Raw genomic sequence first — 22,469 nt, forward strand, 5'->3', positions numbered from 1 at the left:
GGCTATCTGCGCAGGCGCAGGGCGGCCAGCCGGGACTCCACCTCGCCGCGGTCGAAAACGGCAGGATCCAGGGGTTCCCCGTCAGCCAGGCCAAGCCACTCGCGGTAGGCCTCGTGTTCGGAATGCTCCGGGTCGTTGGCGGCGTCGACCTTGTCCATCCACCCCCACGATCCACCGGAGTCCTCCTGCGGAGCCAGACCGCGGCCGCCAGTGCAGCGGGCAACCTTCGCGGAAGCCGGCAGTACCTTTTCCAGCGTGATGGTGTGGTCCCAGTCATCGCCAAAGTCGTAGTTGTAGGCCAGCGTGTCCTTCGGCGCCGCCAGCAGCGTGGACAGTTTGACCGTCGATTCGTCCACGGGTGGTTCGCCCCAGTGGTCGGCATCGGGATCGTAGGGGGCATAGCTGGCGCCGTCCCGGCCACCGAGCCGGAACTCGTGCAGGTGGTAGTCCTCCCAGCGGAAGATGGTTTGGATGACGCGGTGCAGGTCATCCAGGTGGATGGCCGCCGGAACCTCGATGCGGCGCCAGACGGGCGGTTTGATTCCATCCACCTGGATCTTCAGCTGGTATTTCGCTTCGGACGATTGAACGTGGAGTGAATCCGGATCGTCCTCCGCCAACGGAGCCTCCGGCAAAACCCCGCCCAACGCTGCCGACAGTGGTTCGCGGAGCACAGGCGGCACCACAATGTGCTCACCCACGGTCAGAAGACCGTGGTTGGCCCACTGCTGCAGGCGTGCACGGATTATTCTCGACGCCATGTCGTTCCCGGCCGCGTCGTCCAACGTTGCAAGGACCTCTTGGGTCGGCGGCGGAGTGTTCTGGGAGGCAGCGGTGAACAACGCCGTCGTCATGGGCTCCAGCAAGTCGGCAGGCACCCAGTCGGGATTGTTGTAGATGACGTCCGCGTAGACCATGGCGGCCATGGCCTGGGCTGTCGCGAGTCCAACCGCCGGATCGGCGCGGACGGCTGCGGCCCGTGCGGTCGGCCGGACTTTGGTGGCGGTGACCTCGATCAGCCCGGCGGACAGCATGGCCTCCCAATAGGTCATGAGCCACGGCAGCTGCAGCATGGAGGTAACAGGCACTGGTTCGTCGTCGCGCCACGGTGTCCGGGTGGCGGTGCCCACCGCGTTGATGCCCACGCAGGCGGCGGCCGCAGCGATGTCCTTGCGCCGCAGGACACCGGTGTCGGTGACGGCCTGGCCCGCCCCGATCCACTGAAGCAGCGCCACAGTGCGCTGCCAGAGCGGGACGTCCTGGACCAGTTGCCAGGCGGCGTCGGGCGCAAGGTCCGGGACGACCACTGGGGGCAGCAGAGGCGGGGCGCCGGCGGACGCACGTTCCGCCACCTCGTGCAGACGGTTGAGGTTCTCGGTGCTGCCCGTCCAGCGCTCGGAGGCGATAAGGAAATGCACATAGTCGTGGAGAGACTGCCCCAGATCTTCAGCGGCTTCCGGGGTGGCCTCGCGGACAAGTTCCAATGCTGCGGATGCGGCCTCGGGGTCCAGATCTGTGGCACTGACGGTGCCGGGAAAGGTGCCGCACATGCTGAAAAATGCCTTGAGGTCCCCCAAGAGAATCTGGATGTCCTCCTCGGGTCCAAACTCCTCCAGGGCCCAGGCCGTGAAGGCGGGGACGACGTCGGACAGTGCGCGTTGGGCACGCACCACACCGAGGGAGGCAACGGAGCTCGCGGTGCCCCTGGCTGCGGGGTTGCCCGAGCGGTTCTTGAATGCCTTGCTGCCGGGCTTCTTGGCCATATGGATCCTCCGGGGTGCGTCAGCGTGCGAATGTCCTCAACTGCGATTCTATGGGTCCCTGCAGCGGAGGCGTCGTTGGGCGGGCAACTCTGGCTGAGGCCGGAAGCCAGCTGGCATACTCGGTTCCATGGGACTCTCTGCGGTGGATCTGGAACATTTGCGGCGCTGTGTCGAGCTGGCTCGGGAAGCGCTCGACGACGGCGATGAACCCTTTGGGTCGCTGCTGGTCGACGCCGGCGGCCGGGTGCTCTTCGAAGATCGGAACCGCACCAGCGGCGGCGACCAAACGAGGCACCCCGAATTCGAGATCGCGCGGTGGGCGGCGCGGAACATGGAGCCGGGGGACCGGGGCGAAGCAACCGTCTACACCTCCGGCGAGCATTGCCCGATGTGCTCCGCGGCGCATGCCTGGGTTGGCCTGGGCCGGATTGTGTATGCAGCCTCCAGTGAGCAGCTGGGCAGCTGGCGGGCCCAGTGGGGTGCGGCCCCATCATCGCCGGTGGCGGCCCTGCCGATCCAGACGGTGGCCCCGGACCTTGCGGTGGACGGGCCAGCGCCGGAGCTGGCCGAGGAGCTCAGGGAACTGCACGAGCGGCGCCACCGCCTGCGCTGACACCAGACGCCGGCGACAGGCCCTGCCGACAGGCCATGAACGAAGGCCGCCTCCGGGGATTCCCCGGAGGCGGCCTTCGCCACTGCTGTGATGCGTTGGCGCTAGCTGCCGTCCGCCCTGCGGCGGCGGAGCACCAGAAGCAGGACTCCCGCCACCACCAGGACCGACGCCCCGGCGATCAGCAGCGGCGTCAGGGCGCTGGCGCCGGTGGCGGCAAGGCTGCCCTGTGCCGAGACTCCGGCATCACCGCCGCCAGCCGCATCCGCGGCTGTCACCGTCAGTGGGATGCTGAACGTGCTGCCGTCGGCCGCGAGGAGCACGATGGTGTGCTCGCCGGCGGGCGTGTTGGCCGGGACGATGGTGTCCACGGCGAAGGCTCCCTCGGCCGACGTCGTCACGGCGGCCAGCTGGACGGGATCCGAGTGCAGGGTGACCGTGGCGGCCATGCCGGCCGGGAAGCCTTCGCCCGAGACGGTCAGCGGTGAACCCGCCTGGACGGAGGCCGCGGACGATGTGCCCTTTGGCCCGTTGCCGTTGCCGTTCCCGTTGTCGTGCTCAACGGTTGCGTCAACCACCTGGGCCTTCTGGCCGCTGGCGTTGTGCAGGTGCAGGAACAGCGCCTTGGCACCAGTGGTCTTGGTGTCGCGATCCACGCCAATCGCGGTGCCGGGGGTGTCTTCGAAGAGTCCCGAGTCCGAACCGCTGAAGGACAGCGCCGGGGCGACGATGTCGAACGCGATGGGATCCGTCTCGTCAACGACATTCGCGTCGGCATTGGCATTGTTGTAGGCGTACTGGGTGCGGGTGACTACCTTGTAGGTGATCGGTGCCGGCTTGGTCAGGTCCAGGCCCAGCGCAGCCGCCGAGACGGGCAGCGAGATGACGTTGGTGTCCAGGCTGTTCGTGTCGACGTTCCCCCACACGCCATTGGCGGGCTGCTGGTCAACGAGGGTCCCGGTGGCGAGGTTGGTGGTGCTCACAATCACGCCGTCGAAGTCCGTCACGTGGCCGGTCATCACGGAGTAGTCAGCAACGCCGTCGCCGGTGGTGTCGATTTCGACACCGAGTGCGCTGGCGGTCAGCAGTGAGGCCCAGTTTCCGTGGGTGGCAATGCCGAAGTTCACCATCCCCCTGGCAGCCAGGTCTGCGGGGGTGCCGCCGGACTTGGCAACCGAGGGGACTGTGGTGGCGGCTCCGACAAACGCCAGGTCCATGGACTTGTTGGTGAGCGGCGCAGCCTGGGTGGCGGCCAGCTCACCGCTCTCGGCGCCCAGTACAAATGGGGCTACCAAGGAGGTGTAGTTCTCAGCACCGCTTCCCTGGCTGACTCCGCGGCCGGTGAGCTGAGCCGTGGTGGCGAGCTCCTTCTTGCCGAAGGCGATGGCGCCGGCGGACATGGCTGCGGAGGGCTTGGGTGCCGCGTAGACGGGAACGCGCAGGGCCGGGGCTCCGGCGGCCGTGAACTCAACGCGGCCGGAGGCATCGGCAAGGAACTGGCGGGGCAGGCCTAGCATGAGCGGGCTCATGGTCGGATCCAGCGCCTTGGCGAGCGCTGCGGGGTCCGCGATGGTCATGGTGATGGTGACCTCGGCTGTGCCGTTGGCGGGCACGGCGACCGACGACGGCGACACCGAGTAGGCGACGCCGGGCATGGCGGTGGCCGCGTTGTAGGCCACAGAGTAGCTGGCTGCAGCGCCGCGGTTTTCCAGGGTGATGGACTTGGCCACCGTGACGGGCTGGCCCTCGACCTCAACGACGCCGAAGTTGACGCTGGTCAGGGCGGGATCATCCGTGGCGTAGGCCATCACATGGCTGGTCAGCGCATCGCTGGCGTTGACCCGGCCAGATCCGACCCGGTTGGGGCCATAGATGGTGGCGCCAACCTTCACATCGACGTTCGCCGTGTTCATGATGGTGGTCTTCAGCTGTGCGGGTGACAGATCGATGGTCGACAGCAGAGCTGCCGCGATGCCTGCCACATGCGGGGCCGACATGGAAGTGCCGCTCTTGACGGCCGCGCCGCTGCCGGAGGCAACGCCGGCGGAGGCGATGGAGGTCCCCGGTGCTGCGACGTCGGGCTTGACGATGCCGTTGGAGCCGTGGACGCCGCGCGAGGAGCCGGCGTTCAGCGTGTCCAGTGCCCCTGTGGGCACTGCTGCCAGGCCCTTGTAGCCCGGAGCCAGAGCGATCTTCAGGGTGCCCGCCTTGGCGGCCGGGGTCAGTGCGTCGCTGGCGGCCTTGTTGAACTGCACGCCGGGGATGGTGGCGTTGCCGGCAATGCCGGCCTCGAAGACGGTGCGCTGGGAGTCGAAGACCACGCCGGTGGCACCTGCGGCCTGGGCGTTGTTGAAGCGCGCTGCGGACCCGCAGGGGCGGGTGGCATCGTTGTCATCCCAGCTCAGCATGACCCACTTGCCGGCAAGGACTGCAGCCTCCTCAGAGCTGAAGGCCGTGCAGCCTGTCAGGTTGGGGCCGGGGGCGTAGAGCACGGTGCCGGTGAGGGTGGCCGGGGTGACCCCGGCGCCGGAGTAATTGAAGGAATCGGAGTACTGGCCTGCGGCGGTTGATGCCACGCTGCCGTCCTGGGCCAGGACATCGATCTTGTCCAGCGCGGCCTGGGATCCCACGCTGTTGGCGACCGTCAGCGCCGACCGGGCATTGCCCGGAGCGCCGCCGATGTCGAAGGTGTCGCCGGAGTTCCCGGACGAGGAAACCGTCAGGACGCCGTTCTCCGCCAGCTTGTCGATCAGATCACTCTCGGGGTCGTCGGTGGGTGAGCCGTTGGACCCCAGGGACATATTGACGATGTCCATGTGGTCGTCGAAGCTGCCGTCGCCATTGGGATCCAGTGCCATGTCGAGCGCCTTGGCGACAACATCCGTGGAGCCCTCGCAGCCGAAGACGCGCAGGGCGTAGATCTCGGCCTCCGGGGCGGAGCCCGGGCCGATCCGCAGGGCGTTTACGGCATTGGCATCAAGGGTGCCGTAGTCGCCGTCGAACGTGGTTCCGTCGGCATTGACGCCGTAGCCGGCCGCTGTTCCTGCTACGTGGCTTCCGTGCCCGGCGGTGCCGCAGTCCAGCGGGTTGGCATCCGGATTCGGAACAGGCTGGTAGCTCGCGGAGGTCGGGTCTGCGTTGTAGGTATCGCCCACCAGGTCCCAGCCGCCGACAAACTTGAGTGGATCATAGAGGCCTGATGCCTCGGTGGGGAACGTCGTCAGCGCCTTGGCCTGGGCATAGGCTTCGGGAGTCCCGGGGCCGCCAAAGTCCGTGTGCGTGTAGTCCAGCCCGGTGTCGATGACGGCGATCTTGACGCGGCTGCCGTCGGCGCGCTTGCCGGTGGCCTGGCTTGCGGTCCACATGCCCACGACGCCGGTGTCGATGTCGGTGCCGGCGTTGGTGACGGTCTTGGGGACGATCTGGGTGATCTTGAGGACGTCGGGGCGCTTGGCCAGCTCGCGGATCTGTGCGGCGTCGGCGGTGATGCCGGCGCCGGGCAGGGTGTTCGTGGTGGTGTAGAGGTGCGTGCCGGCGGACTCGGCGGTGACGGAGGCGGCCGTGGATTCAATGCCCGCACGGATCTGCTGGACTGCGGCGGAGGCGTCCACCGTTTTCGACGCGGGGTTGTCCTTGACCGACTGCGGCTGGGTGGCGTCGAAGGCGCCCTGTCCCTGGAACTGCACATAAACGGAGATGGGGCCCGAGGCCCCTGCGAGGTTGCTGCCGAATTTCTGCGCCGGGGCGATGCCCACGGGCGCGGGGGCTGCCGTGACGGCCTTGGCCAGGGGCTGTGGGCTGGATGACTCATCGGCAACCGCTGTTCCTGCTGCTGTGGCAGCAAGGGCCAGGCCGGTCAGCGCCGCCAGGATTCTTGATCCGGCGCGTCTGTGCTGCTTGTTCATCGATCTCCTCATGCAGGATTGCTTGCCCTGGGTCCCTGCGCAGGACCGGCGGAGCACGCAATGCGGTGGTGAAGCGGCCGCCGGGCTGGTCGCCGGGGCCGCAGGAGCCATCCATGGTGCGAAAGTGATGTCCGTCTCCACCCTTGTGGCTTTTGACTATCTTGTCAAAGGTGCCGCGCGCTTTTGTTTTGACGTGACTTCATGTCGTGAATGCGCCTGCAGCACGTCAACGGCGCCACCGGCGGAAGCAGACCAGCTTCAGCACATGGAGCGGCCGTCCCGGGGAATCCCCGGGACGGCCGCTCCATTGGTTCCACAGTTGTGGGCAGTGGCTATGCGGTGCCCCTAGCCGGCGACCCGAGGCTTGCCATGGCCATTCCCGTTGCCATTCCCGTTCCCGCCACCGTTCCCATTCCCGTTGCCGTTCCCGCCACCGTTGCCGTTTCCGTTGGAAACGGTGGCCGAGACCACCTGTGCCTTCTCGCCGCTGGCATTGTGCAGGTGCAGGAACAACGCCTTGGCATCTTTTGCGCCGGCTGCGCGGTTGACCTGCAGGGCAGTTCCGGGGGCATCGACGAACAGTCCGGACGCACCGTTGCCGTCGAACCACAGGGCCGGTGCCACGACGTCGAACGGAATGGCCGCTGTCTCCTCCACGACAGGGGTGTTGACGTTGGCCGAATTGAAGTTGTACTGGCTGTAGCTGACCACCTTGTAGCTGATGGGGGCTGGCTTGGACAGGTCCAGGCCCAGCGCGCCGGCCAAGACCGGCAGGGTCAGCACATTGGTGTCAAAGGTGTTGGTGTCCGTGTTGCCGAGAACGCCGTTGGCGAACTCCATGTCCACCGGCTGCCCCGTGGCCACGGAGTAGGTGGTGACGACGACGGCGTCGAGGTTGTCCACCATCCCGGTCTGCACCACGAAATCGGGGTTGCCGTCTCCGGTGGTGTCGATTTCCACGCCGAATGCCGTGGTGGTCAGCAGCGCCGCCCAATTGCCATAGGTGGCAATGCCGAAGTTCACCATGCCGTCCGCTGCCACGTTGCCGCCCGCCTTGGCGATGGCCGGGACGGTGGTGGAGGCGCCCACATACTGCAGGTCCATGGACTTGTTGGTCAGTGGAGCCTTGTCGGTCCCGGGCAGTTCGCCGCTGGTTGCACCGAGGACAAACGGGGCCACCAGCGAGGTGTAGTTTGCCGCCCCGCTGCCCTGGTTGACGCCGCGCCCGGTGAGCTTCGCCGTCGTCGTGGTGCCCGTACTGGAGAAGGAGATGTTGCCGACGCTCATGTCTGAGGCCGGCTTCGGCGCCGTGTACACGGGAACCCGGAGCGTCGGGTTCCCGGCCGAGGCGAATTGCACGCGGCCCGAGGCATCGGCCAGGAACTGCCGCGGCAGGCCCAGCATGGCAGCGCTCATGGTCGGATCCAGCGTCTTGGCCAAGGCCGTGGGATCGGCGATGGACATGGTCACCGTGACCTTGGCAGTGCCGTTGGCCGGCACCTTCACGGACGACGGCGACACCGTGTAGGCGACTCCCGGCATGGTGGTCGCCGGTAGGTAGCTGGCCGCATACGTGGCCGCTGCACCGCGGTTCTTCAGGGTGATCTTCCGGGAGAGGCTGACGGACTTGCTGCCGACCTCCACGACGCCAAAGTTGACGCTCACCAGATCAGCATCGTCCGCAGCGTAGGCCAGCACCTGGGAGTTCAGGGCGTCGGAGGCGTTCACCCGGCCCGAACCCACCCGGTTGGGGCCGTAGGCGACGCCATTGGCCAGCACGTCCACATTGGCGGTGTTCATGATGATGGTCTTGATGGTGATGGGTGAATTCTTCGCACCGGCTTCGGCGGCCGCGGAATAGAGCAGCGCGGCGATGCCGGCCACGTGCGGGGTGGCCATCGATGTGCCGCTCTTGACGGCCACACCGCTGCCCGAGCCGACGCCCGCCGAGGCGATGGACGTGCCGGGCGCGGCGACGTCGGGCTTCACAATCCCGTTGGAGCCATGGACGCCGCGGGAGGAACTGGAATTCAACGAGTCCAGGGCACCGGTGGCAGCAGTGGCGGTGCCCTGCCAGGCCGGATCCAGCTTGATCTGCAGGGTTCCTGCCTTCGCGGCAGCCGTCAGGGCATCCGTGGCGGCCTTGTTGAACTGCACGCCCGGGATGGTGGCGTTGCCGGCGATCCCGGCCTCAAAGACGGTGCGCTGGGAAGTGAAGACGACACCCACGGCGCCGGCCGCCTGGGCATTGTTGAAACGCGCCGCGGAGCCGCAGCGGCGGGTTGCATCGTTGTCGTCCCAACTGAACATGGCCCACTTTCCGGCGACAGCGGCCGCCTGCTCTGGGGTGAGGGCGGTGCAGCCGCTCTGGTCCACACCGGGGACAAACTGGACAGTGCCCGTCAGCTGCGCGGGGGTGACGGTGGATGCGGAGTAGTTGAAGGAGGCCGAGTACTGTCCGGCCACGGAGCCCACCTTGTCGGCGGGGGCCAGAACGTCGATCCGGTCCACTGCGGCCTTGGAGCCAACGCTGTTGGCCACCGTCAGGGAGGTCTTGGCATTGCCCGGCGAGCCGCCGATGTCGTGGGTGTCCCCGGCGTTGCCGGATGCCACCACTGACAGCACGCCCTGCTTGGTCAAGTTGTCCACGATGGCGTTCTCGGGGTCGTCGGTGGGGGATCCATCGGAGCCGAGGGACATGTTCACGATGTTGGCGCGGTCATCAAAGACGCCGTCGCCGTTGGGGTCCAACACCTTGTCCAGGGCGTTGCCCACGACATCGGAGGAGCCGGCGCAGCCGAAGACGCGCAGCGACACCAGCTTGGCCATCGGGGCCGAGCCGGGGCCAATGCGCATCGCGTTCACGGCCGCCTCATCGAGCGTCCCGTAGTCGCCGGTGAAGGTGGTCCCATCTGCTTTGACGCCGTAGCCCGCAGCGGTGCCGGCGACGTGGGTGCCGTGCCCGGCTCCGGTGCAGTCCAGAGGATTTGCGTCGGGCGCCGGGACGGGCTGGTAGCCCGGGCCGGCCGCGGGGTCGGCATTGTAGGAATCTCCGACAAGGTCGTAGCCGCCGGCAAACTTGGCGGGATCGTAGGTGCCCGGCACCAGCGTGTTGGAGGCCTTGGCTGCGGCATACGCCGCTGCCGTCCCGGGTCCGCCAAAGTCGGTGTGCGTGTAGTCGATGCCCGTGTCGATCACGGCGATGGTGGCCTTGGCGCCGGTGGCATGGTTCTGCGTCCAGGCACTGAGCGCCTTGGTGTCAATGTCCGTGCTGCCGTTGGCATAGCGCTTGGGCACAATCGGGGTGATCTTGACGACGTCGGTGCGCTTGGCCAGCTCGCGGATGCTCGCGGCGTCGGCGGTGATGCCGGCGCCTGGAATCGTGTTGGTGGTGGTGTACAGCGTGGTGCCTGCCGCCGCGGAGGTGACGGCGGCCGCCGTCGACTCAATGCCGGCGCGGATCTGTTTGACAGCGGCCGAGGCATCAACCGTCGCGGCGGTGGGATCGTCCTTGACCGACTGCGGCTGGGTGGCGTCGAAGGCGCCCTGGCCCTGGAACTGGACGAAAACCGAGATGGGTCCCGCGGCGTCGGCCAGGTTCCCGCCGTACTTCTGCGCCGGAGCCAGGCTCAACGGCGCAGTTGTCTTGGTGAATCCCTGGGCCAGCGGCAGGGCGTCGGATGAGTCGTCGGCGACGGCGGTTCCTGCTGCTGTGGCGGCCAGGGCCAACCCTGTCAACACGGCCAGAACGCGGGTTCTGGCGCGATGGTGGTGCTTGCTCATCGATCTCCTCATGCAGGATTGCCCGGGCCGATGCCTTTGTGGGGAACCGTCGGAGCCAGACAATGCAGTGATGACCATGCCTCCGGGCTGAGTCCCGATGGCCGGTGGGACCGCCACGTCTTTGTGGTGATTCCCGTCCCAACCTTTATGGCTTTTGACTTTCTTGTCAAAGGTCTGGAGAAAGTTGTTGCGTGCAGTGACGCCGACGGCGGGGCCTGGTGCCGATTCCCGCTGGGCGGCGGTTGTTGCAGCCAGGTGGCGGCCGCCGCGCTTCGTGGCAGAATTGACGCTGGCCCGGGTGCAGACGGGTCCAGTGCTAATACAGCTCCGCCGGGGACTCCGCTGCGGATGCGAACCACTAGGTAGATTTGAGAATTCCCATGCCACAGCTGCAAAACAATGCCTCCGCAGAACCCTTCAAGAGCGCCGACGCCGGCACTGCCGTGCGCCCGGCGGCCAAATTTGCCGCCGTCGGCAGCCCGCATTTCGCGATCCTGCTGGCCTGCATGGCCGTCATCGTCATCCTCTCCAACATCGGTGCCGCCAAGGGTGTCCAGTTCGGCCCCATCATCACCGATGGCGGGTTCTTCCTCTTCCCCTTTGCCTACATCCTGGGCGATGTCATCTCCGAGGTGTTCGGCTTCAAAGTGGCCCGCAAGGCCATCCTGACCACCTTTGCCTTGAGCGTGTTCGCCTCGCTCACCTACTGGGTGATCATCGCGCTGCCCGGGTTCACCGACGACTACGGTGTGGCCAAGCAGGCCGCATTGGAGGGCGCTCTGGGCCCGGTGCCGCAGATCGTGCTCGCCAGCCTGGTGGCCTTCCTGGCCGGCCAGCTGATCAACTCCCAGATCATGGTCCGGCTCAAGGCCCGCCAGGGCGAGCGCCGGCTGTGGGCGCGCCTGATGGGCTCCTCGGGCGTGGGTGAATTCGTCGACACGCTGATCTTCTGCACCATCGCCGCCCCGGTCATCGGCATCACGGACCTTGGCATGTTCGCCAACTACGTGGTGGTGGGCTTCCTCTACAAGACCGCCGTCCAGTACATCCTGATCCCCGTGACCTCGCTGGTGATCGGCTGGATCAAGCGCCGCGAGCCGAGCTACGGGGTCTAGTCCGGCTTCCCTGGGGTTGGTTCGGGCTGCTGGATGCGCCCAATAGTTGACACTTCAAGCAATTGTCTCAGAGGCTTTAGTTGAAGCGTCAAGTTATTGACGCTCTGCGCTGTTCCTGACGGCCTGCCCCATGACCTTGAAACGGTGACAATCCCATGAACCACCCCGCACTGGCCACGACCGCCCAGACTGTCCTCCGCGTTGTCGTCGGCTTCCTCTTCGCTGCCCACGGCTGGCAGAAGTACAACCAGTTCACCATTGCCGGCACCCAGGGCGCCTTTGCCCAGATGGGTGTCCCCGCGGCCGACGTCGTTGCCCCGATCGTGGCCACATTGGAGCTCGTGGGTGGCATCGCCCTGGTGCTGGGCCTGCTGTCCCGCCCGATTGCGGCCCTGCTGACCCTGAATGTGCTCGGCGCCCTGGTGCTGGTGCACGCCCCCGCCGGCGTCTTCGTTGAAAACGGTGGCTTCGAGCTGGTGCTGCTGCTGGCCGCAGCTGCCCTGGCCGTGGTGCTGGTGGGCCCCGGCCGGCTGTCGGCGGACTACGCACTGTTCGGCCGCAGCACGTCCAAGCTGAGCGTGCTGGCCTAGCCAGGAGATGTGAAAAGCGGCGCAGGCCTCCCGAAAGGGACGCCTGCGCCGCTTCTTTGTGCCGTACGGCTTGGCGCTGTGCGGCGGAGAGCTGAAGTCTATGTGGCGGGGTAGTAGCGGCCCAGGGTCTCGGCCTTGAACTCGAAGAAGGTGCCGTCCTCGATGGCCAGGCGGGCATCGTCCACCATCTTCACCACGAAGCGCTCGTTGTGGATGGACACCAGCGTGGCGGCCACCATTTCCTTGGCGCGGAACAAGTGGTGGATGTAGGCGCGGGAGTAGTTGGCGCAGGCGTAGCAGTCGCAGCTGTCCACCAGCGGGCCGAAATCGCGCTTGAAGCGGGCGTTGGAGAGGTTCAGCCGGCCGTCGGGAGTGTAGAACGCCGAGGAGCGGGCCACGCGGGTGGGGGAGACGCAGTCGAAGGTGTCAGCGCCGTTTTCGATGGCGGTGAAGATGTCATCCGGCTCGGAGATGCCCAGCAGGTGGCGGGGCTTGTCCTCGGGAAGCTCCTCGGAGCACCAGCGCACGATGGTGCCCAGATTTTCCTTCTCCAGCGCACCGCCCAGGCCGAAGCCGTCGAAGTTCATCGACCCCAGATCGCGGGAGGCCTTGCGGCGCAGGTCCTCGTACTGGGCGCCCTGGATGACGCCGAAGAGCGCCTGGTACGGCTTGGCCGCACGGTCTTCGGTGAGGCGGAAGTGCTCGCTGATGCAGCGCTCGGCCCAGAGCCGGGTGCGCTCCAGCGACATCTCCTGGTAGGCACGGGAGTTCATCAGCGTGGTCAGCTCGTCGAAGGCGAACATGATGTCCGCGCCAATCTGGTGCTGCACCTGCATCGACACCTCGGGGGTGAAGCGGTGCTTGTCGCCGTTCAGGTGGGACTTGAACCAGACGCCGTCGTCGTCGATGTGCGCCAGGCGCTCCTTGCCCGCGGCCACCCTGTCATCGCTGCCAGCGAGGTCACTCTCAGACGTTCCGTCTACGGCGGCCATGCTGATGACCTTCTTGAAGCCGGAGCCAAGGCTCATCACCTGGAATCCGCCGCTGTCGGTGAAGGTGGGGCCGGACCAGTTCATGAACTTCCCCAGCCCGCCGGCCGCGTCCAGCACATCCGGCCCGGGCTGCAGGTACAGGTGGTAGGCGTTGGAGAGCAGCGCCTGGGCGCCGAGTTCGGCCATGGATTCCGGCAGCACGGACTTCACCGTGGCCTTGGTGCCGACGGCGATGAAGGCGGGGGTGGAGATGGTGCCATGGGGCGTGGTGATGACGCCGGTACGGCCCTGGAATCCGCCGCCGTTGGCAGCCACCGCCTCCTCCGTGGGGTTGCAGCTTTCGTCCAACCGGGTCTTGACGGAGAAGGAAAACTCGGACTGTTTGGCGGAACTGGATTCGGGGGAGGGCATTTGTCCATTTTGCCAGCCTTTGCCCGCACCCCCGAACCGGCGGCGGCACCGGACCCTGCCCGGCGCCGCCGGCATGGCCCTAGTCCAGCGGGTAGTGCGTCTCCATGAAGGCGTCCCAGTGCGAGCCCACCGCATCCAGCGCGGCGGCCCCCAGCCCGTAGGTGGAGGCGATCAGCAGGGCGCCGGAGTGCTCGCGGATCCCCTCCAGCGGGGCCTGTTCGGTGAGGATCAACAGCCCGTCGCTGTGCTCTGCGTAGGAGTGCACCGTCAGGCCCAGCTGCGTGCCGGTGCGGTACCAGACCTTGCCGGACAGCACCTGCCCCGTGGTCAGCGTGGCCTCGTAGTCCTCGCCGGGGTCCGGGAGCCAGCCGGTGTCGATGCCCAGAGCCTCCCACAGCGTGGTGGCGGCGGTGGTCTGGCCGTCCACGTAGACGGTGCGGCGCTCGGCATGTGGATGCCGTTCAAGCATGAACCGCAGCTGCTGCACAAACATCTGCCAGCCCTCGACGATGTCGGCGTCGTACTTCGCCCACTCACCCGTGCCCTTGGTGTGGTGGATGGTCAGCACCGTGCCATCGGCCACCGGTTCCAGCACAAAGGCATCGTCCTTGCCCAGATCCAGGCGCAGGTGGTCGGGGGATTCGACGGCGTCGGAGTAGTAGATCTGCTGGATCTCCTCGGCCAGGCCGTCCAGCTGCCAGCCATGCCATTGCGCCGTCAGTGCCGGTTCGCGCAGGGCCCGCCACACCTGCTCGGCGTCGGCATTGATGTGGACCGAAATCTGCTTGGTATCCATGGCACGAATCTACCCCGGCGCGCGGGGCCCGGCTAGGTGCCGGGGAGGGGCCGCGGAGCAGCCGGAGCAGTGGAGGCCGCGGAGCCCTCGCCGCCGCGGGCCCAGCCGGCGCGCAGCCGCTCCAGCTCCTCGGCGATCCGGCGCTCGAGCTCGGCGTCGTCCAGGGTCTGCGAGCCGCCGTGGGCCAGCAGATGCAGCAGCACATTCAGCCGCAGCTCGCGCCATTGGAGCTCCGCAGCCCGCTCACCGGTGTCAACCGCCCGGGTGATTTCCTTGGTGTACAGATTGGGTTCGTTCAGGGTGCGCTGGCGGACCTCGGCGTTCGTCTTGGCCCGGAAGGCGTCCAACTCCGCACGGTCCGGCGCCCGCAGGGCATAGGCCAGCTGGTCCGCCCGCAGCGGATCATCCGCGCGGGCCATGTAGTGCTCCAGCGCAAGGGCCTGCTCGATGGAGGACCAGCGCCCGGGGGTGCTGTCGTAGGGCAGATCGGTCAGGAGCCCCAGGACGGCACGGGCATTGGCCGGGTCGTTGAGCTGGACGAACAGCACCTGCGCCAGATCCTTCAAGTCCGCCAGATTGGCCCCGGAGCGCGGGTTGAACCCCTTGCCCAGCCGGGCAGTGAGCCGCTGGACGCTCTCGTGCGCTCCATGGGCGGCCGCCGCGGCGCTGAGGATGCCTGCCAGCACCGCCGGATCGGCCGCGGGCAGCTGGCTCGGCGGGAGGGCCGGCTTCGGCCTGGCGAGCACGGTGGCGGTGGTTCCGGCCGCGATCCGCACGCTCCCGCCGTCGTACTCGACGACGGCGACCGCGGGCTGGCCGTAGTCGTCACGCTCCCAGCCGACGGCGGTGGCCACCACCACCTCGCCGCCCGGGGTGGTGATGGTGGTGCCGGGGACGAGCGTCTTGAGCGGATCGGCGTGCATGGGAGGACCTATCCGTTGTAGCCGGCGAAGGCCAGCGCCTGGCGGAGCAGCTCCCCGCGGCCACCGGCAAATTCCTGCTGGACGTCCGGGCTCAGCACCTCCGCCGGCGTCATCCAGGTCAGCTCAAGCGCATCCTGGCGCGGGGAGCATTCACCGGTGACGGGGATGACGTAGGCCAGTGCGACGGCGTGCTGGCGCTCGTCGGTGAAGCCGGTCTGGGAAGGGGCGGGGAAGTACTCGGCCACCGTGAACGGCACCGGGCTGACCGGCAGCTGCGGCAGCGCCATCGGGCCCAGGTCCTTTTCCAGATGCCGCAGCAGCGCGGCCCGGACGGTCTCGCGGTACAGCACACGGCCGGAAACCAGCGTGCGGACCATGGCGCCGTCCTCGTCGGCCTGCAGCAGCAAACCCACCTCGCTGACGTAGCCCAGCGGGTCCAGCCGGACCGGCACGGCTTCGACGTAGAGCATGGGCAGCCGGCTCCGCGCCTCATAGAGGTCGTCGTCGGAAAGCCAGCCGGGGAAGGGATCGGGGGTGCGAACACTCATACACCAGTTGTACCGGATGTTGGGGCCCAGCGCCCGCCGCCCCCGCCGTTGGCGCCGCCGCGCCTCGCCAAATTCGCTGCGCTCATTTGGGGCCCCGCGGGCGCTAGCGCCGTCGCACCCTCCCCAAATTCGCTGCGCTCATTTGGGGCCCCGCGGGCGCTAGCGCCGTCGCACCCTCCCCAAATTCGCTCCGCTCGATCGGGGCCCCGCGGGCGCTAGGCTTGGGCCATGGCGGAACTGCTTCCTGAACTTTTGGTCCCCGACGCCGCGGCGTGGCGGGACTGGCTGGCCGAACACCACGCCACCAGCCCGGGTGTCCGGCTGGTGCTGCACAAGAAGGGCGGGAACGTCACCTCGCTGCTCTATGCCGAGGCGTTGGATGCGGCGCTGTGCTTCGGCTGGATCGACGGGGTGGCCGGCAGTCGGGACGACGGCAGCCACCTGCGGCGATTCACTCCGCGCACGGCACGCAGCATCTGGTCCAAGATCAATGTGGGGCACATAGCCCGGCTGCAGGAGGCCGGTCTCATGCAGCCGGCAGGACTTGCCGCCGTCGACGCCGCAAAGGCCGACGGGCGCTGGGAGGTGGCATATTCGGGGCAGGCATCGTCCGAGGTGCCCGAGGATCTGGCCGCTGCAATTGCGGCGAACCCCGATGCCGCCGCGATGTTTGAGGTGCTGACTGCCACCAACCGGTACGCGCTGGTCTACCGGGTCGGTTCGGTGAAAACGGCCGCCACGAGGGTGAAGAAGATCGCCGGTTTTGTGGACATGCTGGCCCGCGGCGAGACGCCCTATCCGCAGAAGCGCCGCCCCACACCATAGCCTGCCGCCCCGCACCGCAGCGACGATCTCCGCGCAGCATCCAGCGCACGTCCAGCCTTCGTCCGGGCAACGGCCAGCGGCGGGGTGGAGCATTGGATGATGACATCCTCCACCCGCCCGGCCACTAGTGCGCGCCGGCCACCCACCGCTGCCCCGAAACCCAGGATGGGCGTCCTGCTGCTGGTGCTGGGCACCGCTGTCTTTGGCGCGTTCGCCTGGCAGATGCGCACGGCCACCGGGCTGGCCGCCATCGATCCGGACGTCCACAGCTGGCTGGTGGAGCACCGCACACCGTGGGCCACAGCTCTGCTGGAGGCCGTCACGACGGTGTCCTCACCCACCTGGCTCACCGTCCTGGGCATCGGCTTCGCCGCGCTCTGGGCCTGGCGGCGCCGGGAGTTGTGGCGCCCGGGCCTGCTGATGGCCGCGATGGCTGCCACCGTGGGAGTGTCCTGGATCCTCAAGCACCTGCTGGCCCGCAGCCGTCCCGCCACCGAGCAGATGCTGATGGGCCCGGATGATGCCTTCTCCTTCCCCTCCGGCCACACCCTTGGCATCACCGTCTTCCTGCTCTCGCTGGCCTATCTCGTCCTGTCCCGCCGGTCCTCGACGGCGCGCCGCACCGTTCTCGTGCTGTCGGCCGTTGCGTTGATCCCCACGGTGGCGCTCAGCCGCGTGTACCTGGGCTACCACTGGCCCACCGACGTCCTGGCCTCCATCGGGCTCGGCGTGGCCATGCTGGGCGTCGTGGTGCTGGTTGACGGAGCCGGGTCCCGTTGGGCCGCGTCCCGGCGCCGGAACACTGCTTCAATCCCCTCGCCGGCACCCGTCCGGTAGGGCCCGCCCGCCAGCTGCGGCCTACCGTCCCCGCTCGATGACGTCGGCGGCCTCGAAGGCCAGCCAGGCCTGGAGCTGCGAGGAGAGCCCGACGGCGTCGTCCGGGCCAAAGCGCTCGGCTGCGGTCTGGCCTGTGGTGTCCGGGAAGGCCAGAAATGGTGTGCTTCGGCGCCCGGCCCACAGGGACTCGGCGGTCCCCTCCACCAGGGCGGCCGCCACATCCCGGGTCTCCTGCGGCAGCCGGGGATCGATGGCTGCCTGGGCCAAATGGCGCAGCAGGATGCCGGTGAACAGCCCGCCGTCGCCGGAGCCATGCAGCACGACGGCGCCGGCCGGCTCTGCGGCGGCGAAGCCGCGGCCCACCGCCGCAACCAGTTCGGCCGCACGGGCGAGCTGCTCGGCCGAGCCGAGTTCCAGCAGGGCGCCCAGGATTGGCCCCTGGTTGTAGGTGTACAGCGTCCGCTCCACTTCACGCCCGGTGGCCGTGGGGTGGACGCCGTCAAGATAGAGCCCCGCATCGGGATCAAAGAGCTCCCGGTGCAGCCAGTCCACCAGCGCCCCGGCGGTGTCCACAGAACCCTGCCGGGCAAAGTAGAGCGCGGCCGGGCCGTTGGCGGGGGTGTTCTTGTAGTCCCGGGCCGTGGACCAGTAGATGCCGCCGCCCAGCCTGTCGCTCTGCCCGCCCCGGAGCCGGCTGCCCAGCACGGCATCCGCCCGGCGGGCACCCCGCCAGCGGGCAACACCGCTCTGCGCCGCGAGGGCGCTGGCGCGGCGGGCGGCCAAGGCCAGCCAGGCCATGTCGTCGAAATAGTTGTTGCCGAGCCGGGCAAAATTGCGGATCCGGATGCCGCGCAGCAGCGCGCGGATCCTCGCCAGCTCAGGGGCGCCCGGCGCCACAAATCCGCCCGGAGGAACGGAGTTGGCCGGCACCCCGGCTCCGCCGTGTACTCCAACTCCGTCCGGCGACCCGGTCCAATCCTGCTCGGCGTGCCGGAGGGCGGCGTCCACCAGGGCATCCAGATAGTGGGCCTGCCACCAGTAGTGCCAGCCGGACCACGGCCACTGGAAGCCGGTGCGGGGGTGCGCCACCGAGGCGATCCACGTCCCCGGCAGGCCCATCAGCCGGTGTCCGTAGCGGCCGTTCACGACGGCGGCGGCCGCCTCGGCGCGCGCCGACCAGCGGCCGGGCCCGCCGCCGCCACGGTCCGGCCCGCCGTCGTCCGGCCCGCTGTCGCCGCCACGGCCGTCCGCGCCACCGGCCCCGGCATCGTCCGCCCCGCGGGGTCCAGGGCCTGGTGCGGGCATAGAGTTCATGTCAGCAAGGGTACGTCGCACCCCAGCCGGGGCACGGTACCGGCGGGGCGGCATTTCAGTTAGGCTTCATTAACAGTTTGCACAGTATTATCAGTTTGCACAGTGGCCCATTCGTGGTGCCTGGCCTCAATGAGGAGGACATATGGAGATTTCCAATGCTGCGGCATTGATCACCGGCGGGGCATCGGGTCTGGGTGCCGCGACGGCCCGGCGCCTGCATGCCGCCGGCGCCGCTGTGGTGCTGGTGGACCTGCCGCAATCGCGCGGCGCCGAGCTTGCCGCTGAGCTGGGGGAGCGGGCGCTCTTTGTCCCCGCCGATGTCACCAACGAGGAGCAGGTCGCCGCGGCCGTGGCGGCCGCCGGAACCCTGGGACCGCTGCGCATCCTGGTCAACTGCGCCGGGGTGGCCACCCCGGGCAAGTTGCTGGGGCGCGACGGCGTGCTGCCGCTGGAGTCCTTCTCCAAGGTCATCCAGATCAACCTGGTGGGGACCTTCAACGTGCTGCGGCTGGCGGCCGAGGCCATGGCCGCCACGGAGCCGTTGGCCGGGGAGTTCGGTCCGGAGCGCGGGGTCATCATCAACACCGCATCCGTGGCTGCCTTCGACGGGCAGATCGGCCAGCCCGCCTACGCCGCCTCCAAGGGGGCCGTGGCCGCCATGACGCTGCCCGTGGCGCGCGAGCTGGCGCGGTCGCTGATCCGGGTGGTGGCCATTGCCCCGGGCATCTTCGAGACGCCGATGCTGGCCTCGCTGCCGCAGGAGGCCCAGGACTCCCTGGGCGCCCAGGTGCCGCACCCCTCCCGGCTGGGCAAGCCGGACGAATATGCGGCGCTGGTGGAGCACATCATCTCCAACGCCATGCTCAACGGCGAGACCATCCGGCTCGACGGCGCCATCCGGATGCAGCCCAGGTAGCCCCACGCCGCCTCACGTTCCCGGGTTTTCCGGACCACCAGATTGGAGGGCTCGATGACGAGCCTGGAGTCCCTGCCGCCGGCGGATTTCTACCACTACGAGCACCTGCTCAGCGCCCCCGAACGGGCCAAGCTGGCCCAGCTGCGCGGGTTCCTCGCCGCCGAGGTGGAGCCCCATGCCACCGGCTGGTGGAATGACGCCGAATTCCCGGTGCACATCCTGCCCAAGCTGGCCGCCCTGGAGCTTTCGGGCCCGGACCGGCGGGCCTATTCCAGCCTCTTCGCCGGCATGGTGGTGGCGGAGATGACCCGGGTGGACACCTCGCTGGCCACGTTCTTCCTGGTGCACCACGATCTCTTTGTCCAGGCGCTGCACGATTTCGGCTCCCAGGAGCAGAAGGACAGGCTGCTGCCCGATGCGCTGGCGCTGAAGACCACCGGGGCCTTCGCGTTGACGGAGCCGGAGCACGGCAGCGATGTGGCCGGCGGCATGGCCACCACCGCCACTCGGGTGGAAGAGGCGGACGGCTCGGTGCACTGGCTGCTCAACGGGGCCAAGCGGTGGATCGGCAATGGGACCTTCTGCGACTACATGCTGCTCTGGGCCAAGGACAGCGAGACCGGGCAGATCCGCGGCTTCATCCTGGATGCAAACCTGCCCGGCGTCACCCGGACCCGCATCGAAAACAAGATCGCCCTGCGCACTGTGCAGAACGCCCACATCACGCTCGATGATGTGCGGATCGAGGAGCGCGACCGCTTTGCCGGCATCGGTTCGTTCTCGGACACCAATGTGCTCCTGCGCGGCTCGCGCATCATGGTGGCCTGGCAGGCCGTGGGCCAGCAGCTGGGGGCGTTCGACGTCGCCCGCGCCTACGCCGTCGAACGCGAACAGTTTGGCCGGCCGCTGGCCCGCTTCCAGCTCATCCAGTCCCAGCTGGTGCAGATGCTGGGCAACGCCACGGCCTCCATGGCATTGATGGTGCGGATCGCCCAGCTGCAGGACGACGGCGGCGGCGCCGGCCCGGGCGCCGGGATGGACCAGGTGGCGCTGGCCAAGGCCTTCACCACCACGCGGATGCGCGAGACGGTGGCCAGCGGACGGTCCATTCTGGGCGGCAATGGCATCGTGACGGATTACAAGATGGCCAAGATCTTTGCCGACGCCGAGGCGATCTACACTTACGAGGGCTCACAGGAGATCAACACGCTCATCGCCGGCCGGTCCATCACGGGGATGTCCGCCATCACCTAGGTGCCGGGCACCGGCGGCACCCGGGGCAGGTGCCCGTGGTGCCGCCCGCGCTGGGTTAGAGCAGCCCCACGGAACTGCCCAGGGCGTACAGGCCGGTCTTGCCCATGCCGAAAAGGGTGATGCCCACCGCCACGACGGTGTAGACCGCCACCGGCACCAGCATCAGCCATTCCCGCCAGGAGCCGGCGTTGCCCAGCAGAGGCAGAGCCATGTTTCCGTTGGGCCGCCAGATCGAGGACAGCACCGGGATCTTCCGCCAGAACTTGGGCGGCTTGATGGCAAACGGCCAGATCAGGTTGCAGCCGCCGGTTGTGAGCATGTCGCCAAGGATGTGGACTGTGGCACCCACGCCCATGGCCACCGGGAACCAGCCCTGCATCTGTGGGGCAAAGAACATGATGAACGCGCCCGTGGCCAGCCCCAGCGCCCAGGGACATTTCTGCATGGTGTCGGGGATGATGGCCAAAACCTTCGCAGCGAAGGCCACCAGGAGCACCGAGAGCAGCCCGGCGCCCGGGAAGATGGTGCCGAAGTTCTCCACCTCCAACGTCCACATGCCCGCCAGCCAGGCGATGAGCACGAAGAACACGATGCCGATGATCGAATGCGTGCCATGGCGGTGGCCGCCGGACATCTTGCCCAGGCCCCGGCACAGGGCGTTGGACAGCGGCGGCAGCGAGTGGGCGATGGTGGCGTTGTGGTGGTCCGCGTCGGGGAGCAGCGCCGCCCCTGCGGTGACAAGGGCGCCTGTGAGGACGCCCATCGGGGAGACATCAATGAGCCCCATGCCCAGGACCAGTTGGTCCGGGAGCGCGGGAGCTATCTGTTGGAGGGCGGTGAGGGGGATATCGAATTGGGTGGAGATGGCAATCCATGCGGCGGCGCCGCAGGCTGCATGGTGGGCGCCCATCATGGCCGGGAGTCCTTAAGGAAGTTGGAGACGGTGTGGCATTGCCGGGCGGGCTCTGCAGCCCGTCCACCAATCTCCCGACCTTACCGGCGGGCACCGACAATCAACTCTTTGGGGTTGTGGACCCCCTACTCGGGCAGCTTCTCCCCAGCCTCGATGGGGGCCTCGATGAGGTTTCCGGGCACCGGCATGGGGCAGGTGCCGTAGTCGGTGAAGGCGCTTGGGTAGTTGATGGTGCGGTTGAAGTCGACCACCACCGTGCCGTCGGGGCGGGGGCGGGTCAGCTCCAGCTTGCGCCAGCCATCGGTGGTGTCGCCGTTGGTGGCGTCGTGGAAGGTGATCACCAGCGAGCCCAGCGCACCCTCCTCCGCGGCCAGCCGGTAGGTGGTTCCGGCCAGCTCCAACACCACCTCGCCCACGACGACGGCGGTGCCGGGCACCTCGGGGTTGGCGGTGCCGATCTCCACGGCGCGCGGCTCCTCGAAGGGTTCAAAGCGGCCCTCGACCACCATCATCTGGTTGTAGCCGAACACCGGTACCTCGGTGAATTCGGTGTAGACGGGGGAGGCGGCGTCGCGGGTGCGGATCGCGTAGCGGCCGGCGCGCATGGCCAGCTCCACCACGACGCTCCCGTGCCGGACCCACATCAGCGATTCCTCATCGTCCAGCACGGCCTCGATGGTGCCGTCCACGGGTTCGCCCGTCTCCACCAGCACCAGGCCCTCGTCCGCGCCGGCGGTGAGCGTCGCCGTCGTGCCATCCGTGCTCCACAGCCCGGGGACCAGCTTCAGCGGGCCCGGCCCGGCGGGCAGCCACTGGAAGGAGGTGAGGGTGAGCCAGCCGTGTTCGGCGGCGAGGGCCTTGTTGCGCCCCGTGCGGAACCGGTTCCAGCGCTCGGTGAGGGCTGAGGCGGCGGATGGTGTGGCGCTCATGATGCTCCTTTGCCAAGGAAAGGTCCACGGGCCCGGGCTCCGGGG

General features: G+C 68.2%; 17 protein-coding genes. 7 read left to right on the plus strand and 10 right to left on the minus strand.

What is annotated here, in order from left to right; translation table 11 throughout:
• Positions 1–2: 2 nt before the first annotated feature.
• Positions 3–1,763, minus strand: coding sequence for a plasmid pRiA4b ORF-3 family protein (locus tag K254_RS25050; RefSeq protein ID WP_051389414.1), 1,761 nt, complete (start codon positions 1,761–1,763; stop codon positions 3–5).
• Between the two features lie 127 nt (positions 1,764–1,890).
• Here K254_RS25050 and K254_RS0119490 point away from each other — a divergent pair, with 127 nt between their 5' ends.
• Entirely contained in the window at positions 1,891–2,376 is a 486-nt protein-coding gene (locus tag K254_RS0119490) for a nucleoside deaminase (RefSeq protein WP_026556762.1), read from the plus strand.
• Positions 2,377–2,477: 101 nt separating this feature from the next.
• Here the strand turns inward: K254_RS0119490 and K254_RS24305 are convergent, their stop codons facing one another.
• On the minus strand, positions 2,478–6,278 hold the full coding sequence (locus K254_RS24305) for a S8 family serine peptidase (protein ID WP_081710264.1): 3,801 nt from the start codon (positions 6,276–6,278) through the stop codon (positions 2,478–2,480).
• A gap of 345 nt (positions 6,279–6,623) precedes the next feature.
• Positions 6,624–10,061: a S8 family peptidase gene (locus K254_RS24310; RefSeq protein WP_081710265.1), complete on the minus strand. Its 3,438-nt coding sequence runs from the start codon at positions 10,059–10,061 to the stop codon at positions 6,624–6,626.
• A gap of 380 nt (positions 10,062–10,441) precedes the next feature.
• Between K254_RS24310 and K254_RS0119505 the strand changes: the two genes are divergently transcribed.
• Positions 10,442–11,176: a queuosine precursor transporter gene (locus K254_RS0119505; RefSeq protein ID WP_051389415.1), complete on the plus strand. Its 735-nt coding sequence runs from the start codon at positions 10,442–10,444 to the stop codon at positions 11,174–11,176.
• A 155-nt stretch (positions 11,177–11,331) separates the two neighbouring features.
• On the plus strand, positions 11,332–11,766 hold the full coding sequence (locus K254_RS0119510) for a DoxX family protein (RefSeq protein ID WP_026556764.1): 435 nt from the start codon (positions 11,332–11,334) through the stop codon (positions 11,764–11,766).
• Between the two features lie 98 nt (positions 11,767–11,864).
• Here K254_RS0119510 and tgt read toward each other — a convergent pair whose 3' ends face one another.
• The 4 genes from tgt to K254_RS0119530 all read right to left on the minus strand — a co-directional run bounded on the left by tgt (position 11,865) and on the right by K254_RS0119530 (position 15,436).
• A complete protein-coding gene (gene tgt, locus K254_RS0119515) occupies positions 11,865–13,169 on the minus strand; it encodes a tRNA guanosine(34) transglycosylase Tgt (RefSeq protein ID WP_026556765.1) in 1,305 nt (434 codons plus the stop codon).
• Between the two features lie 79 nt (positions 13,170–13,248).
• Positions 13,249–13,965, minus strand: a complete 717-nt coding sequence (locus K254_RS0119520; RefSeq protein ID WP_026556766.1) for an SRPBCC family protein — start codon at positions 13,963–13,965, stop codon at positions 13,249–13,251.
• A gap of 32 nt (positions 13,966–13,997) precedes the next feature.
• Positions 13,998–14,888: a DUF6707 family protein gene (locus K254_RS24315; protein ID WP_051389416.1), complete on the minus strand. Its 891-nt coding sequence runs from the start codon at positions 14,886–14,888 to the stop codon at positions 13,998–14,000.
• A gap of 8 nt (positions 14,889–14,896) precedes the next feature.
• Positions 14,897–15,436, minus strand: a complete 540-nt coding sequence (locus tag K254_RS0119530) for an NUDIX hydrolase family protein (protein WP_026556767.1) — start codon at positions 15,434–15,436, stop codon at positions 14,897–14,899.
• A 228-nt stretch (positions 15,437–15,664) separates the two neighbouring features.
• Here K254_RS0119530 and K254_RS0119535 point away from each other — a divergent pair, with 228 nt between their 5' ends.
• Positions 15,665–16,261 carry a YdeI/OmpD-associated family protein gene (locus K254_RS0119535; protein WP_026556768.1) on the plus strand — a complete coding sequence of 199 codons (597 nt, stop codon included), beginning with the start codon at positions 15,665–15,667 and terminating at the stop codon, positions 16,259–16,261.
• 96 nt (positions 16,262–16,357) lie between these two features.
• On the plus strand, positions 16,358–17,098 hold the full coding sequence (locus K254_RS24320; protein WP_081710266.1) for a phosphatase PAP2 family protein: 741 nt from the start codon (positions 16,358–16,360) through the stop codon (positions 17,096–17,098).
• A 21-nt stretch (positions 17,099–17,119) separates the two neighbouring features.
• Here K254_RS24320 and K254_RS24325 read toward each other — a convergent pair whose 3' ends face one another.
• The gene (locus tag K254_RS24325) at positions 17,120–18,412 is read right to left on the minus strand and encodes a glycoside hydrolase family 76 protein (RefSeq protein ID WP_231391919.1); all 1,293 of its coding nucleotides are present in this window, start codon (positions 18,410–18,412) and stop codon (positions 17,120–17,122) included.
• Between the two features lie 142 nt (positions 18,413–18,554).
• Between K254_RS24325 and K254_RS0119550 the strand changes: the two genes are divergently transcribed.
• Positions 18,555–19,328: a 3-hydroxyacyl-CoA dehydrogenase gene (locus K254_RS0119550; RefSeq protein WP_026556769.1), complete on the plus strand. Its 774-nt coding sequence runs from the start codon at positions 18,555–18,557 to the stop codon at positions 19,326–19,328.
• A gap of 54 nt (positions 19,329–19,382) precedes the next feature.
• Entirely contained in the window at positions 19,383–20,582 is a 1,200-nt protein-coding gene (locus K254_RS0119555; RefSeq protein WP_035750386.1) for an acyl-CoA dehydrogenase family protein, read from the plus strand.
• A gap of 55 nt (positions 20,583–20,637) precedes the next feature.
• On the opposite strand, the gene K254_RS0119560 is transcribed toward K254_RS0119555, so the two are convergent.
• Positions 20,638–21,495 carry a metal-dependent hydrolase gene (locus tag K254_RS0119560; RefSeq protein ID WP_026556771.1) on the minus strand — a complete coding sequence of 286 codons (858 nt, stop codon included), beginning with the start codon at positions 21,493–21,495 and terminating at the stop codon, positions 20,638–20,640.
• Positions 21,496–21,620: 125 nt separating this feature from the next.
• Entirely contained in the window at positions 21,621–22,424 is an 804-nt protein-coding gene (locus K254_RS0119565; protein ID WP_026556772.1) for a DUF1684 domain-containing protein, read from the minus strand.
• Between the last annotated feature and the right edge of the window lie 45 nt (positions 22,425–22,469).

This window comes from Arthrobacter sp. 35W (genome assembly GCF_000482545.1).
Lineage (GTDB): Bacteria > Actinomycetota > Actinomycetes > Actinomycetales > Micrococcaceae > Specibacter.

What these genes read in the sequence shown, in the direction of transcription:
- K254_RS25050 (WP_051389414.1), bottom strand. Translation starts at nt 1,763, where the DNA reads ATGGCCAAGAAGCCCGGCAGCAAGGCATTCAAGAACCGCTCGGGCAAC.
- K254_RS0119490 (WP_026556762.1), top strand. Translation starts at nt 1,891, where the DNA reads ATGGGACTCTCTGCGGTGGATCTGGAACATTTGCGGCGCTGTGTCGAG.
- K254_RS24305 (WP_081710264.1), bottom strand. Translation starts at nt 6,278, where the DNA reads ATGAACAAGCAGCACAGACGCGCCGGATCAAGAATCCTGGCGGCGCTG.
- K254_RS24310 (WP_081710265.1), bottom strand. Translation starts at nt 10,061, where the DNA reads ATGAGCAAGCACCACCATCGCGCCAGAACCCGCGTTCTGGCCGTGTTG.
- K254_RS0119505 (WP_051389415.1), top strand. Translation starts at nt 10,442, where the DNA reads ATGCCACAGCTGCAAAACAATGCCTCCGCAGAACCCTTCAAGAGCGCC.
- K254_RS0119510 (WP_026556764.1), top strand. Translation starts at nt 11,332, where the DNA reads ATGAACCACCCCGCACTGGCCACGACCGCCCAGACTGTCCTCCGCGTT.
- tgt (WP_026556765.1), bottom strand. Translation starts at nt 13,169, where the DNA reads ATGCCCTCCCCCGAATCCAGTTCCGCCAAACAGTCCGAGTTTTCCTTC.
- K254_RS0119520 (WP_026556766.1), bottom strand. Translation starts at nt 13,965, where the DNA reads ATGGATACCAAGCAGATTTCGGTCCACATCAATGCCGACGCCGAGCAG.
- K254_RS24315 (WP_051389416.1), bottom strand. Translation starts at nt 14,888, where the DNA reads ATGCACGCCGATCCGCTCAAGACGCTCGTCCCCGGCACCACCATCACC.
- K254_RS0119530 (WP_026556767.1), bottom strand. Translation starts at nt 15,436, where the DNA reads ATGAGTGTTCGCACCCCCGATCCCTTCCCCGGCTGGCTTTCCGACGAC.
- K254_RS0119535 (WP_026556768.1), top strand. Translation starts at nt 15,665, where the DNA reads ATGGCGGAACTGCTTCCTGAACTTTTGGTCCCCGACGCCGCGGCGTGG.
- K254_RS24320 (WP_081710266.1), top strand. Translation starts at nt 16,358, where the DNA reads ATGATGACATCCTCCACCCGCCCGGCCACTAGTGCGCGCCGGCCACCC.
- K254_RS24325 (WP_231391919.1), bottom strand. Translation starts at nt 18,412, where the DNA reads ATGAACTCTATGCCCGCACCAGGCCCTGGACCCCGCGGGGCGGACGAT.
- K254_RS0119550 (WP_026556769.1), top strand. Translation starts at nt 18,555, where the DNA reads ATGGAGATTTCCAATGCTGCGGCATTGATCACCGGCGGGGCATCGGGT.
- K254_RS0119555 (WP_035750386.1), top strand. Translation starts at nt 19,383, where the DNA reads ATGACGAGCCTGGAGTCCCTGCCGCCGGCGGATTTCTACCACTACGAG.
- K254_RS0119560 (WP_026556771.1), bottom strand. Translation starts at nt 21,495, where the DNA reads ATGATGGGCGCCCACCATGCAGCCTGCGGCGCCGCCGCATGGATTGCC.
- K254_RS0119565 (WP_026556772.1), bottom strand. Translation starts at nt 22,424, where the DNA reads ATGAGCGCCACACCATCCGCCGCCTCAGCCCTCACCGAGCGCTGGAAC.